The 17,918-nt window shown below is 65.5% G+C and carries 18 protein-coding genes; 6 read left to right on the top strand and 12 right to left on the bottom strand.

Translation table 11 applies throughout. The features are described from left to right. Positions 1–68 precede the first annotated feature (68 nt). Positions 69–1,034, top strand: coding sequence for a GlxA family transcriptional regulator (locus BLR25_RS05690; RefSeq protein ID WP_176785762.1), 966 nt, complete (start codon positions 69–71; stop codon positions 1,032–1,034). A gap of 178 nt (positions 1,035–1,212) precedes the next feature. Here BLR25_RS05690 and ftnA read toward each other — a convergent pair whose 3' ends face one another. After that, positions 1,213–1,716 carry a non-heme ferritin gene (gene ftnA / locus BLR25_RS05685; protein ID WP_091935059.1) on the bottom strand — a complete coding sequence of 168 codons (504 nt, stop codon included), beginning with the start codon at positions 1,714–1,716 and terminating at the stop codon, positions 1,213–1,215. Between the two features lie 168 nt (positions 1,717–1,884). Between ftnA and ppgK the strand changes: the two genes are divergently transcribed. Beyond that, entirely contained in the window at positions 1,885–2,670 is a 786-nt protein-coding gene (gene ppgK, locus BLR25_RS05680; protein WP_091935056.1) for a polyphosphate--glucose phosphotransferase, read from the top strand. Here ppgK and BLR25_RS05675 read toward each other — a convergent pair. From BLR25_RS05675 to BLR25_RS05655, 5 genes are all read right to left on the bottom strand, one after another. After that, positions 2,650–3,357, bottom strand: coding sequence for an LrgB family protein (locus BLR25_RS05675; RefSeq protein WP_091935052.1), 708 nt, complete (start codon positions 3,355–3,357; stop codon positions 2,650–2,652). The two genes, ppgK and BLR25_RS05675, sit on opposite strands and share 21 nt — an antisense overlap. Beyond that, on the bottom strand, positions 3,354–3,707 hold the full coding sequence (locus BLR25_RS05670; protein WP_091935048.1) for a CidA/LrgA family protein: 354 nt from the start codon (positions 3,705–3,707) through the stop codon (positions 3,354–3,356). The genes BLR25_RS05675 and BLR25_RS05670 overlap by 4 nt, the downstream gene beginning before the upstream one ends. Positions 3,708–3,726: 19 nt before the next feature. After that, the gene (locus BLR25_RS05665) at positions 3,727–4,635 is read right to left on the bottom strand and encodes a dihydrodipicolinate synthase family protein (RefSeq protein WP_091935044.1); all 909 of its coding nucleotides are present in this window, start codon (positions 4,633–4,635) and stop codon (positions 3,727–3,729) included. Position 4,636: 1 nt separating this feature from the next. Continuing rightward, complete coding sequence (locus BLR25_RS05660; RefSeq protein ID WP_091935040.1) at positions 4,637–5,446, bottom strand: Cof-type HAD-IIB family hydrolase; 810 nt, start codon at positions 5,444–5,446, stop codon at positions 4,637–4,639. Between the two features lie 106 nt (positions 5,447–5,552). Next, positions 5,553–7,172 carry a peptide chain release factor 3 gene (locus BLR25_RS05655; RefSeq protein WP_091935037.1) on the bottom strand — a complete coding sequence of 540 codons (1,620 nt, stop codon included), beginning with the start codon at positions 7,170–7,172 and terminating at the stop codon, positions 5,553–5,555. Positions 7,173–7,341: 169 nt separating this feature from the next. On the opposite strand from BLR25_RS05655, the gene BLR25_RS05650 reads away from it, so the two are divergent. Beyond that, positions 7,342–7,842 carry a methylglyoxal synthase gene (locus BLR25_RS05650; RefSeq protein WP_091935034.1) on the top strand — a complete coding sequence of 167 codons (501 nt, stop codon included), beginning with the start codon at positions 7,342–7,344 and terminating at the stop codon, positions 7,840–7,842. A 95-nt stretch (positions 7,843–7,937) separates the two neighbouring features. After that, on the top strand, positions 7,938–8,384 hold the full coding sequence (locus BLR25_RS05645; RefSeq protein ID WP_091935030.1) for a universal stress protein: 447 nt from the start codon (positions 7,938–7,940) through the stop codon (positions 8,382–8,384). Between the two features lie 30 nt (positions 8,385–8,414). On the opposite strand, the gene BLR25_RS05640 is transcribed toward BLR25_RS05645, so the two are convergent. From BLR25_RS05640 to murI, 4 genes are read right to left on the bottom strand one after another with little or no spacing between them, the layout of a single operon-like run. After that, positions 8,415–9,467 carry an AI-2E family transporter gene (locus tag BLR25_RS05640; RefSeq protein WP_245715480.1) on the bottom strand — a complete coding sequence of 351 codons (1,053 nt, stop codon included), beginning with the start codon at positions 9,465–9,467 and terminating at the stop codon, positions 8,415–8,417. Further along, positions 9,425–10,693 carry a BaiN/RdsA family NAD(P)/FAD-dependent oxidoreductase gene (locus tag BLR25_RS05635; RefSeq protein ID WP_091935511.1) on the bottom strand — a complete coding sequence of 423 codons (1,269 nt, stop codon included), beginning with the start codon at positions 10,691–10,693 and terminating at the stop codon, positions 9,425–9,427. Before BLR25_RS05635 ends, BLR25_RS05640 begins: the two co-directional genes overlap by 43 nt. Then, complete coding sequence (locus BLR25_RS05630) at positions 10,690–11,751, bottom strand: type I glyceraldehyde-3-phosphate dehydrogenase (protein WP_218122641.1); 1,062 nt, start codon at positions 11,749–11,751, stop codon at positions 10,690–10,692. The genes BLR25_RS05635 and BLR25_RS05630 overlap by 4 nt, the downstream gene beginning before the upstream one ends. Positions 11,752–11,755: 4 nt before the next feature. Next, complete coding sequence (murI, locus tag BLR25_RS05625; protein WP_091935021.1) at positions 11,756–12,541, bottom strand: glutamate racemase; 786 nt, start codon at positions 12,539–12,541, stop codon at positions 11,756–11,758. 392 nt (positions 12,542–12,933) lie between these two features. Between murI and BLR25_RS05620 the strand changes: the two genes are divergently transcribed. Further along, entirely contained in the window at positions 12,934–16,053 is a 3,120-nt protein-coding gene (locus BLR25_RS05620; protein WP_091935018.1) for a PAS domain S-box protein, read from the top strand. Here BLR25_RS05620 and BLR25_RS05615 read toward each other — a convergent pair. Continuing rightward, positions 16,050–16,400: a RidA family protein gene (locus tag BLR25_RS05615; protein WP_091935015.1), complete on the bottom strand. Its 351-nt coding sequence runs from the start codon at positions 16,398–16,400 to the stop codon at positions 16,050–16,052. The genes BLR25_RS05620 and BLR25_RS05615 overlap by 4 nt on opposite strands. 67 nt (positions 16,401–16,467) lie before the next feature. After that, a complete protein-coding gene (locus BLR25_RS05610) occupies positions 16,468–17,088 on the bottom strand; it encodes a LysE family transporter (protein ID WP_091935012.1) in 621 nt (206 codons plus the stop codon). Positions 17,089–17,216: 128 nt separating this feature from the next. Between BLR25_RS05610 and BLR25_RS05605 the strand changes: the two genes are divergently transcribed. After that, positions 17,217–17,912, top strand: coding sequence for a DUF3334 family protein (locus BLR25_RS05605; protein ID WP_091935009.1), 696 nt, complete (start codon positions 17,217–17,219; stop codon positions 17,910–17,912). The last annotated feature ends 6 nt before the right edge of the window (positions 17,913–17,918 follow it).

The raw sequence follows: 17,918 nt of genomic DNA, 5'->3' as shown, positions 1-17,918 counted from the left end.
GCCGAGGATGCCACTGCGAGGGCGCGTTGCCGAGTGGCATAATGGACAAAAAACATGCGGAATCTGCCATGCCTCGTCTTGCCCTGATCGTCGAACCCGGCGCCACGCCGTCGAGCGTTACCTTGACGCTCGACATGGTCGGCATCGCCCAGCGCTATCCCGAGGCGGCCGCCTGCCGTCTCGATGTGTTCTCGCAGCACGGCGGTCCGGTGTCGCTTTCGTCGCGGGTGACAGTGGAGACCGAGCTACTGCCCGAGCGCCTCGACGGCTATGCGGCGGTCATCGTTCCGGGGTTCTTTGCCGAGGATCTCCCGGCGCTGGTTGAGTCATTGGCGACGCACTGGCCGCCGGTGATCGCCCGGTTGCGCGCCCTGCCGGCGGAGACGCTGGTCGCCGCCAGTTGCTACGGCACTTTCGTGCTCGGCGAGAGCGGCTTGCTCGACGGCGGCGACGCGACGACGACCTGGTGGCTGGCCGATGCCTTCCGGCAGCGTTATCCGGCGGTGCGGCTCGACGCCGGTCCGGCGGTCGTCGATAACGGACGCTGCCTGACGGCCGGCGCGATGACGGCGCATGCCAACCTCTGCCTGCAGGTGCTGCGCCGGCTGTTCGGCGCGGCATTGGCGCGTGCCGTTGCCGGCATCATGCTGATCGATGGCTTGCGCGTGTCACAGCGTCCGTTCATGTCGGTGCGGCGCCAGTTCGACGACCGCCTCGTCCAGCAGGCAGCCGACTGGCTGGCGCGGCATGCGGCGACGGCGCTGACGACGTCGGCACTCGCCGAGGCGCTGCATGTCAGCTATCGCACCCTGCACCGCCGCTTCCGTGCGGCGGTCGGCATGCCGCCGCTCGCCTATCTGCAGGAACTGCGCGTCGAGCAGGCCAAGGCCTTGCTCGAGGCGACATCGAAGGGTTTCGACGAGATCGTCGCCGCGGTCGGTTACAGCGACGCGCCGGCGTTTCGTCGCCTGTTCCAGCGGCAGGTCGGGCTGAGTCCGGCGCAGTATCGGGCCTGGTGGCGGCGCGCCGAATGAGGCGCCGCAGCGCGTGGTGAAACACCGCTGCCTCTGAATTGAGCACGGGTTAAAAAGCCTTATGCCAGAAGGGGCTAAGGCGTGAATCCAGTCCTTGTCCACAGACTTGTCGACGGCTTCTGTGGACAGGATGGCACACGGCCGGGCGGCGAACCGTCCGGCGGGGCGGGGGTGACGCTTAGCTGCCGCTCTTGCCGGCGAGCTTGCCGATTTCCTTGTCGACGAAGTACAGGCCCTTGCCTTCGACGCCGATGATTTCGATCTTGTCGAGAATGCTCTTGAACAGGCGTTCTTCCTCGTGCTGCTCGCTGACGTACCACTGCAGGAACTGGAAGCTGGCGAAGTCCTGTTCGGCGAGGGCCGAGGCGACGAGGCCGTTGATCGCCTTGGTGATCGCCAGTTCGTGTTCGTAGGTGGTCTTGAAGACCTCGCCCAGCGACTTGTACTTGGCCGGCGGCGCCTTGAGCGCGCCAAGGACGGCGAGCGCGCCGGTTTCCGAGACGTAGTCGAAGAGCTTGTGCATGTGCGTCAGTTCTTCGGCGGCGTGCTCCTTGAGGAAGGCGGCGCTGCCGACGTAGCCCTGATGGTCGCACCAGGCGCTCATCTGCAGGTAGAGGTTGGATGAATACTGCTCGAGATTGATTTGCTTGTTGAGGCGTTCGACCATATCGCTGCTGAGCATGTTGACCTCCGTGTGGACATTCAGGGAATCATGTCGGGTCGACCGGGGGCACGCGGGGAAGTTCATTTCCCGACGGTCCGCGGGTTGTGCGGGTCTGTGCCGTGCCGCCTTGATTTGCGCGGCATAAAGCGCGAGACTCGGGGCTATCGGGACAAGCAAGGAAAAGGCGTGCAGATACTGGGCGTGGATGTGGGCGGGACCGGCATCAAGGCGGCGATCATCGAAACGGCGGACGGCACGCTCCTGAGCGAACGTATCCGCTTCAGGACGCCGCGTCCGGCGACGCCAGCGTCCGTTGCCGAGGCACTGGCCGAACTGGTCGGGCACATCGGCTGGAAGGGACCGGTCGGCCTCGGTTTTCCGGCCGCGATCCAGCACGGCGTCGTTCGCACGGCCGCCAATATCGATGCGTCCTTCATCGGCCTGTCGGCCGCCGATCATTTTTCGCAGGCGACCGGATGCGAGGTCTTCGTTGCCAACGACGCCGACGTCGCCGGGCTCGCCGAGATGCGCTTCGGCGCCGGGCGCGGGCAAGCCGGCGTGGTGCTGATCGTGACGATCGGCACCGGGCTAGGGACCGCCTTGTTCAGCGACGGTCACCTGCTGCCGAATACCGAACTCGGTCATATCCTGCTGCGCAACGGGCAGGAGGCCGAGCATTACGCGTCGGAAGCGGTGCGCGTGAACAAGGAGCTCAAGTGGCGGCCCTGGGGCGATCGCCTCAATCTCTATCTGCTGACGATGGAGCAGTTGTTCTGGCCGGATCGCATCATTCTCGGCGGCGGCGTCAGCGCCAAACTGTACAAATACGCCGCGTCGCTGACGACGCAGGCACCGGTCGTCGCCGCGAGTTTCCTCAATCAGGCCGGCATCGTCGGCGCCGCCTTGTTCGCCGAGGCGGAACTGCAGCGCCGGGCCGGCGCCGAGTCAGGTTCAGTGCAGCAGCAGGGGTAGCAGCAGCGCCGTCACGATGCCGTTGAGGCCCATCGCCAACGCGGCGAAGGCGCCCATTTCCTCACTCACCATGAAGGCGCGGGCGGTACCGAGGCCGTGCGCGGCGAGACCGACAGCGAAGCCCTGGGTGGCGTGGCGCTTGATGCCAAGCAGGCGGAACAGCGTCGGGAAGCAGGCGGCGCCGAGGATGCCGGTGAGGACGACGAGGACGGCGGTGAGCGAGGGCAGACCGCCGATTTTTTCGGCGACGCCCATGGCGATCGGCGTCGTTACCGACTTGGGCGCCAGCGAACGCACGGTTTCCGGCGAGGCGCCGAGCCAGGAAGCGATCGCCATCGCCGAGAAGGCGGCGGCGGCCGAGCCGGCGAAGAGCCCGACGATCAGCGGCATCGCCATGCGCTTCAGGTTGCGCCATTGCGTGAACAGCGGCACGGCGAGGGCGACCGTGGCCGGGCCGAGCAGGAAATGGATGATGCGGGCGCTGTCGAAATAGCGTTCGTAGGGCACGCCGCTGAACCAGAGGAACAGCCCGATCAGGATGATGGCGATGAGCACCGGGTTGGCCCAGGCTTGCTGGCCGGTTCGCTTGAAGAGCACGACGCCGGCCTGGTAGGCGAGCAACGTCGCCGTCAGACCGAGCAGCGGCGAGGCAAGGAGATAGGACCAGAGGTCGAGCAGCGCTTTCATGTCCGCTCCTTTTCGCTGTCGCCGGCCATCGCCCGGATCACCAGCGCCGTCACCGCCAGTCCGATGAGGGTGCTGGCGACGAGCGCGACGGCGATCGGCAGCCATTCGTCGGCGATGCGGTGCAGGTGCACCATGACACCGGCACCGGCCGGCACGAAGAGCAGCGACAGGTGCTGCAGCAACGCGTTGGTGCCGTTGCGCAGTTCATGGCTGACCGTGCCGCGGGCGAGCAGCGTCAGGAAGAACAGACTCATGCCGATGACCGGCCCCGGGAAGGGCCAGCCGAAGGCATGCACCAGCAGTTCGCCGGCGAGTTGGTAGAGCAGCAGCAGGGAAAACGTTGCAACCATAAACTTCCTGAAAAAACGATCAGCCGGCGATTACTCCGGCGCGGACGAGCAGTTGGCGGGCCTCATTGATGAGTTGCGGCGTCGGCGGCGTCGCCGGGGCGACCAGTGCGGTCGAGATGTCGAGGCCGCAGAGACGGATCGACTCCTTGATCAGGCCGGTGAAGGGGCGGTCCATCGCATACAGGCGTGAGAGCGTGCCGAGCTTGCGCAGCAGCGTCTGCAGCGCGCCGAGATCGCCGTCGCAATAAGCGTGGTAGATGCCGCAGGTGATCTGCGGGGCGAAGTTCGAGGTCGCCGGAATGCCGCCGTCGCCGCCGGCGAGCAGTGTGTCGAGCATGTACTCGTCATAGCCGCAGAAGACCAGGAAGTCGGGGCGGACAGCCTTGACGTCCTGGATCATGGTGCGGATGTGGCTCATGCAGTCGACGGTGTCCTTGATGCCGACGATGTTCGGGCAGTCGGTCGCCAGGCGGGTCACCAGCGCGCTCGACAGGTCCTGGCCGGTCAGCGCCGGGAAGTTGTAGAGCAGCACCGGCAGCGGCGAGGCTTCGGCGATCTTGCGGTAATGCTGGTAGATGCGCTCGTCGGTGAGTTGCGAGTAGTACGGGTTGACGACCATCACCGCGTCGGCGCCGATGTCGCCGGCATGGCGCGAGAGTTCGATGACTTCCTCGGTCGAGCAGGAGGCGGTGCCGATGATGACCGGACGCTTGCCGGCGACGCGCTGGACGCAGAATTCGGCGATGCGGCGGCGGTCGGCATTGGCGAGCTGGGCGAATTCGCCGGCGCTGCCGAGGAAGAGGAAACCGTTGACGTCCGAGTCGAGCAGGCGGTCGATCAGACGTCCCATGCCTTGCGGATCGAAGCGGCCGTCAGGGCCGACGATGGTGGGAACGGGAGGAATGACGCCGCGCAGTTGGAATGACATTTCAATCTCCGGTGGTAGGGTGAGGGGTGGGTGAGCGTGTCAGCTGCTCGAGCATGACGGCGATGCCGTCGAGGTGCAGGGCCGGCGCGATGCGGTCGGCGACGGCCTTGAGTTCGGGGTGTCCATTGTCCATGGCGATGCCGAGGCCGACGCCCTGCAGCATCTGCAGGTCGTTGAGCCCGTCACCGAAAGCGACGGCTTGCGCCGCGGTGAAACCGGTCTCCTTGAGGACCCACTGGCAGGCGGTCCATTTGTTGACGCTGCGCGGCATGATGTCGACGCCGGTGTGGTGCCAACGGACGAGTTCGAATTCGGGATAACGTGCGCGGATTGCCGGAAAGAGTTCGGCGTCGCGCGCTTCGTCGAAAAACAGCCAGGCCTGGTGCGTCGGTTGCCGCAGGTAGGCCGGGTCCTCGGTCTGGTAGGGCATGTCGACCGAGTCCATCGGCACGACGACGCAGGGGTCGGCGGCGCTGATGTAGCCGATGTCGCCGAGGTTGGATCCGAAGGGAATGCCCTGCGCCGCGATCCAGTCGAAGAGCGAGACGAGCGAGGGCAGGTGCAACGGCACCGACAGCACTTCGCGCTCGCCGTGCAGGATGCGGGCGCCGTTCTGGGTGATCAGGTAATCGGGTTCGACCTGCTCGACGAAGGGTCGGGCGTGGCCGTAGCTGCGACCGGTGGCAACGACGACGGTATGGCCGCTGCGTTTGAGTCCGGCGATGGCCTCAAGCGCCGACGCCGGGATGGTCAGGGTACGGTGATCGAGCAGCGTGTTGTCGATGTCGAAGAAAAAGATGCGAGGAATCATGAAGTTGGTCTGTCAGCGTACGGGCGGGCGCGCCGGATCGGCAAGCATCCGTCATTGTACGTCATGCGGCGGCCGCGGTCTGCGCGTCCGCCGCACCAGACGGTGATCACGCCATCTTCTGACCGTGTTCGCGGCTGGCGTGGAAGCCGACCTTGGTCCATTTCTCGCGCGTTACGTCGAGGTTGTAGCGGGTGCTGGCGAGATAGACGAGGTTGCCGTCGACGTCCTTGGCCATGCGGTGCTGCTGCTCGCGCTCGAAGTTCTTGCGCGTCGTCTCGTCCGGGAAGGTCAGCCAGCGGGCGGTGTGGATCTCGGCCGGCTCGAAGATCGCATCGACCTTGTATTCGGTCTGCAGGCGCTGGGCGACGACCTCGAACTGCAGCGTACCGACGGCGCCGAGCAGCAGCGCGCCGGAAGCGAGGTTCTCGAAGACCTGGATGGCGCCTTCCTCGCCGAGCTCCTGCAAGCCTTTCTGCAGTTGCTTGCTCTTGAGCGGGTCGCGCAGGCGGGCGACGCGGAAGAGTTCCGGCGAGAAGTACGGGATGCCCTTGAAACCGAGCGTTTCGCCTTCGGTCAGTGTGTCGCCGATGTGCAGCTGGCCGTGGTTGTGGATGCCGATGATGTCGCCGGCGACGGCGTCCTCCATCAGCACGCGCTCGTTGGCCATGAAGGTCAGCGCGTTGGCGAGCTTCATCTCGCGGTCCATGCGCACGTGCCGGACCTTCATGCCCGTGCTGTATCGGCCCGAGCAGACGCGGAAGAAGGCGATGCGGTCGCGGTGCTTCGGGTCCATGTTGGCCTGGATCTTGAAGACGAAGCCGGTGAACGGCGCTTCGGCCGGCTGCACCTGGCGGCTGCCGGCGTCGCGCGGTTGCGGCGGCGGCGCCCAGTCGAGCAGCGCCTGCAGGATTTCCTGGACGCCGAAATTGTTGATCCCGGAGCCGAAGAAGACCGGCGTCTGCAGGCCGGCGAGAAAGTCGACGAGCGAGAACGGGCTGCTGGCGCTGCGGATCAGATCGACGTCCTCGCGCAGCTTGCCGACTTCGAGCGGGAAGTCCTGGTCGAGCACCGGGTTGTCGATGCCGTCGATCTTCTCGGCCTCGGTGCGCTTTTCCTCGCCCGGCGTGAAACGCAGCAGGCTGTCGTTGCCAAGGTGATAGACGCCGCGGAAGGTCTTGCCCATGCCGATCGGCCAGGTCACCGGCGCGCACTCGATGTTGAGCACCGACTCGATTTCCTCGAGCAGTTCGAAGGGCTCGCGCACTTCGCGGTCGAGCTTGTTCACGAAGGTGATGATCGGCGTGTTGCGCATGCGGCAGACGTTGAGCAGCTTGATCGTCTGCGCCTCGACGCCCTTGGCCGCGTCGATGACCATCACCGCCGCGTCGACGGCGGTCAGCACGCGGTAGGTGTCTTCCGAGAAATCCTCGTGGCCCGGCGTGTCGAGCAGGTTGACGGTGTGCCCCTGGTATTCGAACTGCATGACCGAGCTGGTCACCGAGATGCCGCGCTGCTTCTCGACTTCCATCCAGTCCGAGGTGGCGTGGCGCGCGCTCTTGCGGCTCTTGACCGTGCCGGCCATCTGGATGGCGCCGCCGAAGAGCAGCAGCTTTTCGGTCAGCGTCGTCTTGCCGGCGTCGGGGTGGGAAATGATCGCGAAGGTGCGGCGCTTCTGCACGTCGCGCAGAATGTCGGGCGGAAAGGCGCTGGAATCGGTGGTGCTCATCGTCGTAAATCTTTCGGCGGCAAAAAACTCAAGGGGCGAAGTATACCGAAGATGGCGGCGGCGCATGGCGCAGAATTTGCTCGGAGACGACGCTAAGGCGGACTGTCATGCGCGCATAATATTTGGCTGCGATCATGACGGCAGCCGATTTCGACAAGGAGAAACAAGCATGGCAACGACGAACCCCGCGACAGCACCGGCCAAGAAGGCGATTCTTCCGCGCAAGCGCATCGCGCTGGTGGCGCACGACAACAAGAAAAAGGACCTGATGGAGTGGGCGCGCTTCAACAAGGGCTCGCTGACCGCGCACGATCTCTGTGCGACGGGCACGACCGGTACTCTGCTCGAGCGTGTGCTCGGCGTCGAGGTGCAGAAGTTCAAGAGCGGCCCGCTGGGCGGCGACCAGCAGATCGGCGCGCTGATTGCCGAGGGCCTGGTCGACTTCATCATCTTCTTCTGGGATCCGCTCGAACCGCAGCCCCACGATCCCGACGTCAAGGCCTTGCTGCGCCTCGCCGTGGTCTGGAACGTGCCGGTCGCCTGCAACCGCGCGACCGCCGACTTCCTGATTTCGTCGCCGCTGATGTCGTCCGAATACGAGCGGGCGCTGCCGGATTTCGAATCGCACATCAACCGCTACGAAGCCGACGCGAATATGACTACGGACTGAGCACGGAGTTTCGGATGTTGTACTCCGGTCGGGGTGAACTATAGTGGAAGTGCACGGGTGGGCGGGTGCCCGATCCCGGCAGAAAGGAGTCCGACATGTTCAAGCACATTCTCGTACCGACCGATGGTTCCGAGTTCTCGACGGAGACGGTGAAGCGTGCGGTGTCGTTCGCGAAGGAGGCAGGCGCCGAAATCACGGCGTTCTTTGCCAAACCCGATTTTTCGGCGACCGGCTATTACGGTGAAGGTGCCGTGATCCTCGCCAAAGCCATCGAGGAAGATGACGCGCGTTCCGAAGCCTATGCCCGGAAGGTGCTGAGTTTCGTCGAGGATCTGTGTCGCGAAGCCGGTGTGACCTGTCATACGAAGACGCTGACCAGCGCGCTGATTTATGAAGGGATCATCGACGCGGCGACGCAGAGCGGCTGCGACCTGATCTTCATGGCCTCGCACGGACGCAGCGGCATCAAGGCCTTGCTGCTCGGCAGCGAAACCCACAAGGTGCTGACGCATTCGAAGATCCCGGTGCTGGTGTACCGCTGAGCGGGACGCCGCCGATGCGGCGGCGGCTGTTCACACCAGGCGGCGTTGCCGCAATTCATCCTTGAGCCAGGCGTAGCAGATCGGCGCCGCCGCGAGACCGGCGAGGCCGAAGGCGCTTTCCATCACCAGCATCGCGGTGAGCAGTTCCCAGGCCTTGGCCCGGATCTGTGAGCCGACGATGCGGGCGTTGAGGAAGTATTCGAGCTTGTGGATGACGATCAGATAACCGAGCGAAGTGACGGCGACGAGCGGCGAGTGCGCCAGGCTGACAACGAAGATGACGGTGTTCGAGATCAGGTTGCCGATCACCGGCAGCAGGCCGGCAACGAAGGTGACGACGATCATCGTCTTGACCAACGGTAGCGAGATGTCGAAAGCCGGCAGCATGATTGCCAGGTAACAGAAGGTGAAGAAGGTGTTGAGCGCCGAAATCCGGACTTGCGCGAAGACGACGCGGCGGAACGATTCGGCCAGCCTGAAGCAGCGTTCGCCGAGGGCGCGGGCAAGCGGGCCGCGCACCTCGGACGGCGAGGCTTCGCGCACCGAGACGATGGCGCCGATGATCATGCCGATCAGCAGGTGCGCGAGCGAATGGCCGGTCTCCTTGCCGATGCGCTGAAGTTCCGAGGCATTGCTGCGCAGCCAGTTGCCCAGGGTGTCGCGCAGCACCTCGACGTTGGGCGGCAGGGCCTGGCTGATCCAGGCCGGGAGTTGGGCGCGCGACTGCTCGACGATTTCGGCCATCTTGGCGAGCAGCACCGACAGGCTGCCGCCTTCGCTGCGCATGAAGGCGATGACGCCGATGATGGCGAGGCTGACCGTACCAAGCACCGCCAGCAGTACCAGACCGAGCGCGATGCCCTTGGCTTCGCGGCTGTTCAGCCGCCGGATCAGCAGCGGATAGAGGGCATGGACGAGTTCGCAGATCAGCAGGCCGGCGACCAGCGCACCGAACAGCCGGAAGTGGAGGACGAAGATCATGCCGAGCACGGCCGCGATCCACGAGGTGATGTCGCTGGCGGAGGGCTTTCCAGTGGGCGTCATGACGATGTCGGTGGATGGCGATGGGGCGATTGTAGCCATGCCAGCGCGCCTTGCCCAGCCGCATGACCGGTGGATAGGCAGGCGGTGAGCAGGTAGCCGCCGGTCGGCGCTTCCCAGTCGAGCATTTCGCCGGCGCAGAAGAGGCCTGGGTATTGTTTCAGCATGAGCTGCGGATCGACCGCGTCGAACCGGACACCGCCGGCGCTGCTGATCGCCTCGTCGAGCGGCCGCGGCGCGGCGAGCCGCAGCGGCAGCGCCTTGATCGCTGCGCCAAGCGCGGCCGGGTCGGCCAGCGTCGCCTTGGACAGGCCTTCGTGCAGCAGCGCCATCTTGAGGCCCTTCAGGCCGAGCGTCCCCTGCAGGTGGCTCGCCAGCGAACGCGAGCCGCGCGGACGAGCGACGGCGGCAATGACACTGTCGTGATCGTGCTGCGGCAGCAGGTCGATCAGCAGCGTCGCTTCGCCATGGGTTTCGATGGCTTTGCGCAAGGTGGCGGAGAGCGCATAGACGAGCGTCCCCTCGATGCCGGTGGTGGTGACCATGATTTCGCCGCGTCGCCAGTCGCCGGTCGGGACGCCGTCGGGGCCGGCGACGCAGGCGCCGATGTTCTTGAGCGGCTGGCCGGCGAAGCGTTCGCGCAGCACGGCGCTCCAGTCGCAGTCGAAGCCGCAGTTGGCCGGACGCAGCGGCGTGGTGGCGATACCGAGCCGGGCGAAGGGCGCCATCCAGGCACCGTCGCTGCCGAGTTTGGCCCAGCTGCCGCCGCCGAGCGCGAACACCACGGCATCGACGTCGTGCTGGCGTTCGCCGTCGGCGCCGGCAAAGCCGAGCCGGTAGCCACCTTCGGCGAGCGGGTCGATACCGAGCCAGCGATGCCGGACGTGGATGCGCACGCCGCTTTGCCGCAGCCGGTGCAACCAGGCGCGCAACAGCGGCGCCGCCCTCATGCCGATGGGAAAGACGCGGCGGGAAGAACCGACGAAGCTGTCGATGCCGAGTCCCTGCATCCAGGCGCGCACGGCGTCGGGACCGAAACGACCGAGCAGGGGGGCCAGCGTCGCTTGTGCCTCGCCGTAGCGGCCGCAGAAATCGGCGAAGGCTTCGGCGTGGGTGATGTTCATGCCGCCCTTGCCGGCCATCAGGAACTTGCGGCCGACCGAGGGCATCGCGTCATAGAGATCGACCGGCTGGCCGGCGGCGGCAAGGACCTCGGCGGCCATCAGCCCGGCCGGGCCGCCGCCGATGACGGCGACGCGCGCGGTCATGGCCGGCGGGCCGTGTGCGCCACCGCGCACCAGTGCGTGGCAACGTCGAGCAGGCGGTTGGCGAAGGCCCACTCGTTGTCGAACCAGATCAGCAGGTTGGCGAGCCGTCCGCCGTTGCAGCGTGTGACGCTGGCGTCGATGACAGCCGAGTGGGGGTCGTGGTTGAAATCGATCGAGGCGCTCGGGTGGTCGCAGTAGCCGAAAATGTCGGGCAACTCGGCGGCCGCCGCGGCCATCAGCGCGTTGATTCCGGCGGCATCGACGTCATGCCGCAGCGTGACGGTGAGGTCGATGGTCGAGACGTTGACGATCGGTACGCGGATGGCCTTGGCATCGACGCGTCCGCGCAGTTCCGGCAGCAGGCGTTCGACGCCGTGGGCGAGGCCGGTGGACACGGGAATGATCGACTGCATCGCCGAGCGGGTCCGGCGCAGGTCCGGGTGGTTGTAGCCGTCGATCAGCGGCTGGTCGTTCATGACCGAGTGCAGCGTCGTGATGAAGGCGCGGTCGACGCCAAACGCCCGGTGCAGGCGGTCGAGCACCGGGACGACGGCGTTGGTCGTGCAGGAAGCGTTCGAGACGAGTCGTTCGCTGCCGTCTAGGGTCTGCTGGTTGAGTCCCTGGACGATCGTTCGGTCGATCGCTTCGGCGTTGGCGCAGGGCTGCGAGACGAGCACGCGCGGGCAACCGGCGGCGAGGAAGCGTTCGAGATCCGGTCGCTTGCTGTAGCGGCCCGAGCATTCGACGACGAGGTCGAGGTCGAGTGCGCGCCAGTCCACGTCTTCGGGCGTCGTCGCGTGGCTGATCCGGATCGGCCGGCCGTCGACGCGCAAGTGATCGTCATCGATGGCGACATCGCCGGGAAAGACGCCGTGGGTCGAGTCGTAGCGCGTCAGGTAGGCCATCGTTTCGAGTGCCGCCGGTTCGTTGATGGCGACGATCTCGACCTGGGCGCCGAGCGGCGAGGCGTGGATGGCGCGGAGAAGGCTGCGGCCGATGCGGCCGTAGCCGTTGATGGCGAGACGGAAAGGTCGGTTCATGGTCGAGGTGGCAGGCATGGGGTCAGGCGGCCGCGCGTCCGGCCGGACCGGAGAGGCGGGCGTGCAGGTGCTGCAGGCCGAGCGCCGACAGCGCCGCCGGCAAGCGTTCGGGATGGGCGGTGGCCCACAGCGCCAGTCGCCCTTGACCGCGTGCGGCGGGGCCGGCCAGCCGTTCGCATTGACGCGCGACGGCATCGGCGACGTCGACGAGCGTGGCCCGTCCGGCGACGATCGGCGCCAGTTGCGGCGCGAGAAAACTGTAGTGGGTGCAGCCGAGCACGATGCGGTCGGCGCCGGCGTCGAGGACCGGCGCGAGATGGCGCTGCACCGAGGCGATGAAATCGGCATCGTCGAGTTTCAAGGTCTCGACCTTGGTCGCCCAGCCGGGACAGGCGAGCACGTCGACGCGCACGCTGCCGGCATGTTCGCGGATCAGGCGGGCGAGGCGCTCGCTGCGCGCCGTCGATTCGGTCGCCAGTACGGCGATATGCTTCTTGCACGAACTGGCTGCGGCCGGCTTGACGCCCGGTTCGATCCCGATGACGGGAATGCCGGGCAGGGCCTCGCGCAGGGCGATGGCGGCGGCTGCAGTGGCGGTGTTGCAGGCGAGGACGAGCAGCGTGCAGCCCTGGTCGACGAGAAAGCGGCCGGTGGCGAGCACGCGGGCGCTGATGTAGTCGTCGCCCTTGTTGCCGTAAGGGACGTGGGCAGTGTCGGCGAGATAGGCGAGATCGGCGTCCGGCAGGCGTTCGGCGATGGCGGCCAGCACCGAGAGGCCGCCGAGGCCGCTGTCGAAGACGCCGATCATCGCGGTGCTCCCGGGCGGAAGGGGGTGAAAGAAGCGGAAAGGCGGGAAGAACAGGAAAGTTTCATACCCGGCATTTTAACGGGGATCGGGGCCGGGTCGCGAATCTGGCCGTCACAACGGCCGTTTCAGGTCGCCTTTTCCTTGCCGTTGCCGCCATTTTTTGGTGCCGGGCCGGCACTTTTGGCCGATGCCGGCGTCCAATACCGAAAATCGCCGACAGCAGGTGGACTGGGGCGGAAAAAGCGGTTGCCAAACAAGTATCGGGTAGATAAGGTGAAGTCAGTGCGTTCGGGGCCAGTTGATGCAATGGCTCAATGGCAGCGTCCTTTGCGGTCCTCTTGTGGCACGCGTCCCGCAGCGGCGGGGCGGCTGATATGATCAAAGGATAAAGTGTGCTGGAACAGCGACTGAGTCGGCAATCGAACAGCATCAAGACGCGCCTCGCCGGCGTCGTCCTGCTGATGCTGCTTGGCTGCATCTGGCTGATGACGCTGGCCATTACCCGCAATCTTGAGCGCGATATCGCCCGCCTGATCGAGGCGCAGAACAACGCGGCAGCCGCATCGATCGCCGCCGAGGTCGATGGCAAGCTGGGGCAGCATCTCGACCTTATCGGCGAAACGGCCGCCTTGCTCGGCCGACATGCCGATGCGATGGCGCAATTGCATGCCGTGGCGGGGCATCATGCCGGGATTTCGCATCTTTTCAGTGCGGGGATCTTCCTCGTCGATGATCGTGGCGATGCACGGCGGCTCGGCAATCCTCGCGCTCCGGCGACGGGCGGCAGGCTGCCGCCGGAAATCGTCGACCTCGTCCGCAACGTGCGCGAACACGGAAAGGCAGCCGTCGGCAAAGCGATGCCCGGTGCCGATGGCGGCCCTCCGGTGCTGCCTTTTGGCGCCCCGGTCGTCGGGCCGAACGGCGAGCGCGCTCGCGTCCTCGTCGGTCTGGCGGCGCTTTCCGGCACGGGCCTCTTCGGTCCGATCCAGCGCGGCACCGCCGGTTATGCCGGGAGCGTGCTCGTCAGCGACGCGCGTTTCGGCGTGGTCGTTTCATCGACCTGGCCTGACGAGGTGATGAAGCCTTACCCGGCGTCCGAAAGCCTTTTCGACGACGCCATCGCCGGCATCGAGCGCGCACGCCTGGCGCGCCATCCCGACGGACGCGAGGTGCTGGTGTCGACCCGGATGGTTCCGGACCAGGGGTGGTCGGTCCAGGTCGTTTTGCCGGTGGCCGAAGCCTTCCAGCCGATCCGTCACATGCGGCGCATGGTCTATGCCGTTGCCGGCGGGCTGACGCTGTTGTCGCTGGTCGGCGTCTGGTTGTTCCTCGGTCGCCTGCTGCGGCCTCTCGACGAAGTCACCGCCGCGGTGCGGCGCATGGCGGGCGATCCGGCCGGAGGTACCGCCCTTCCCATCGCCGGGCCGCGCGAGGTCTGCGAACTGGCCGAGAGCTTCAATGCGCTCGCCGAACAGCGGATGCGTTCGACCGAAGCCCTGCGGCGCAGCGAAGATCGTTTGTCGCGCGCCGAACTGATCTCGAAGACCGGCAACTGGGAGGTCGATCTCGGCAGCATGGTCGTCACCGCCTCGATCGGCGCGCGCAATATCTACGGCGTGACCGAGGCGCAGACGCCGTTGGCGACCCTGCAGCGACAGAGCTTGCCGGAATATCGGGAGATGCTCGACGCGGCCTTCGCCGCACTCGTGCAGCAGGGGCTGCCTTATGACGTCCGCTTCAAGATCGTCGCCGCCGATATCGGCGAAGTCAAGGACGTCCGGGCCCTGGCCTTCCGGGATTATGATAAGGGAATTGTTTTCGGCGTGGTCAGCGATGTCACCGAACGACGGATCTTCCTCGAAGTGCTGGAACAGGAAGAGCAGCGTCGGCGGCTCTTCCTCGACAAGGCCAGTGAAGGCGTGGCGGTGGTCGCTGCCGACGGGCGTCTGGTCGAATGGAATCCGGCCTTTGCCAAGATGCTTGGCTATTCGGAGACCGAAATCGGCTGGCTCAGCGTTTTTGACTGGGATGCGCGCTTCTCGCGCCACGATCTGGAGACCTTGCTGGCGTCCGACATGGACAACCAGACGATCGAATCCCGGCACCGGCGCAAGGATGGTTCGGAATATGACGTCGAGATCAGCATTTCGCGGGTGACGTGGTCCGATCAGTCGTTCTCCTTTTGCCTGTGTCGCGACATCTCGGCGCGCAAACAGGCCGACCTGGCCTTGCGTGAGAGTGAGGCGCGCTTCCGGGCGGTGATCCAGTCGTCGCCGGTGTCCTATCTTCTGTGCGGGGAGAATGCCGACGTCGCCTACGTCAATGATGCCTTCGTCAAGACCTTCGGCTACGCGCGCGAGGATTTGGGCAGCGTTGCCGACTGGTGGTGTAAGGCCTGTCCCGACGACGCCTACCGGGCGGAGGTCGACGAAAAATGGCAGGCGCATGTCGATGCGGTCCGCCGCGGCGCGCATCCGGTCGACCCGGTCGAGATCGACATTCGCTGCAAGAACGGCGAGCGGCGTCTGGCCTTGGTGTCGGCTGAACCGGTTCGTGGCGTCTCGCACGGGGCACACATCATCTCGCTGGTCGATATTTCCGCCCGCCAGCAGGCGGAAGAGGCGCAGCGTCTGGCCGCCACCGTGTTTGCAGTGGCGCGCGAAGGCATCATGATTACCGATGCCGATGGCAATATCCTCGATGTCAATCAGGCCTTCGGCGATCTCACCGGCTACACGCGCGAGGAGGTGCTCGGCCGCAACCCGCGCCTGCTCGGGTCCGGTCGCCATTCGCGCGCCTTCTATGCCGGCATGTGGCGCGATCTCGAACGCAAAGGCCACTGGTCGGGCGAAGTGTGGAACCGCCGCAAGGACGGAAGCATTTTCCCGGAAATGCTGACGATCAGCGTGGTGCGCGATCGTGACGGGAAGACGCAGCAATATGTCGCGCTGTTTTCCGATATCACCGAGATCAAGGAACAACAGCAGAAGCTCGAGCGCATGGCGCACTACGACCCGCTCTGCGGCCTGCCCAACCGGACCTTGCTGTCCGACCGCCTGCATCAGGCGATGGTGCAGGCGCAGCGCCGGGCGCAGCGCATCGCCGTGTGTTACCTCGATCTCGACGGTTTCAAGCAGGTCAACGACCGTTATGGCCATGCCATTGGCGATCAACTGCTGGTCGCCCTGTCAGGGCAGATGAAGCAGACGCTGCGGGAGTCGGATACGCTGGCGCGGATCGGCGGTGACGAGTTCGTTGCCGTGCTGATGGACTTGCCCGACGAAAAGGCGGCGCTGCCGACGATCGAACGCCTGATCCGGGCCGTGGCTCAGCCGACGCATGTCGGCGGATTCGAACTGCAGGTGTCGGTCAGCCTCGGTGTGACTTTCTATCCGCAGCATCGGCCGGTCGATGCCGACCAGCTGCTGCGCGAGGCCGACAACGCGATGTATCAGGCCAAGACCGGCGGCAAGAACCGCTACGTCATCGCCCAGGTCGAAGCTGTCGGCTAGCCGGCGCGCGCGGCAATGACGACGGCTTCGAGGCGGTAGGCCGGGTTGGCGAGGCGGGCGCCGATGCAGGCGCGCACCGGCGCACAGCCTTCCGGCACCCAGGCGTCCCAGACGGCATTCATGGCATCGTAATCACTCATGTCGGACAGGTAGAGCGTGACCTGCAGCAGTCGCGTCGGGTCGCTGCCGGCGCGGCGCAGGGTCGCTTCAACGCTGGCGAGCACTTCGCGCGTCTGCGCGGTGATGTCGCCGGTAAGCGTCGTCGGGACTTCGACGAGATGGACGGTGTCGCCGTGAATGACGGCGTCAGAATAGCGGCGGGTGACGCCAATGCGTTCGATGCTCATGGTTCGGGCGGTGAATTCGGTCGATGAGCGCATCATTGTAGCGCGCCACGCCAGCCGGCGCGCCGGACTAGAGGCTGGTCGAGGCGACGGCGAGTGCGAGGCCGAGGGCGACGAGCACGAGGCCGATGGCGCGCTCGATCAGGTGGCGGCAGCGGTTGGCAATGCCCTGCGCGGTCGTCGACGAGAAGGCGTAAGCGACGAGCATGAACCAGACGAGGTGGGCGAGCGACATGAAGGCGCCATAGGCGAGTCGCACGGAGAGCGGCGTCTGCGGCGCGATGACCTGGGTGAAGAGCGAGACGACGAACAGCGTCGTCTTCGGGTTGAGCGCATTGGTCAGGAAGCCGATGCGCAGGGCTGCGGCATCGGAAAGGGCTGCACTGACCGGTGTCGGGCTGCCCGAGTCGGCAGGCCGGGCGCGCAGCATGCCGATACCCAGATAGACGAGATAGACGGCACCGGCGGCCTTGATCAGCGGCAACAATACGCCCGCATGGGTCATGAGCAGGCTGACGCCGGCGATGGCATAGGTTACGTGCACGAGGACGCCGAGGGCGATGCCGCAGGCGGTGAGCACCCCGGCCCGCCGGGAGCGCAGCATGCTGTTGCGCGTGACCATGGCGAAATCGGCGCCGGGACTGATCACGGCGAGGATGGTGACGGTGATGACGGCGAAGGCTTCGATCATGGGGATGCCGGGAAGTGCATGGCAGGACGCGAGAGGCTGCGTAACGTTCCATTATGCGATGTTTGCGCCTATGATGATGCGAATAGGTCGTAAATAATTCATCCAAATCACCTCAGGGGGAGATCATCATGATTCGAGAAGAAGACAGCGTCGTATTCGGCACCGAGGACGTGCTCGTCAGCCTGTGCAATTCTGTGACGAAGGTATTGTCGATGGCCTCGCGCAGCGAGATCCGCTATTCGGCGATGGTCCAGCGCATCAGCAAGACCTGCCTGAAACCGGATATTGGTTGCTTCGTGCTCTTCGACGGCGGTTTTTCCGGGCTCGTCATCCTCAATTTCTCGTCCCAGGCGGCGATGGAGTTGTACTCGAAATACATGCTCAGCATGGGTATGGCGAAAGAGGATCTGGCAGCGTCCTTCACTTCCGACGAGGTCGGCAACGTCATGGGCGAGCTGATGAACCAGATCGTCGGCGACTTCACCGGCAAGATCGGCCGTGAATTGCAGACGCATATCACGCAGAACCAACCGAAGATGCTGGCGATCAACAAGCAGGTCATGCTCAGCGTGGATGCCAACCTCGACCAGGCGGAATCGCGCCGGGTCACTTTCTATACCGGCGGCAACAACATCTTCTACCTCGAACTGGCGATCGACCGGACCGAATTCATCAAACTGCACGATTTCGATCCGCACGAGATTCCCGATCCCGATGAATTGATCGCCCAGGCCGGCAACGGCACGCCGGCGGTTGCGGCGGCACCGGCCAAGGACGCCGCCGACGCCGATCAGGACGAACTGCTGCGTTCGCTCGGCATGTAAGCAACC

The sequence above is a fragment of the Propionivibrio dicarboxylicus genome, assembly GCF_900099695.1.
GTDB classification, from domain to species: Bacteria; Pseudomonadota; Gammaproteobacteria; order Burkholderiales; family Rhodocyclaceae; genus Propionivibrio; species Propionivibrio dicarboxylicus.
This window is presented reverse-complemented; position numbering and strand designations above follow the sequence as displayed.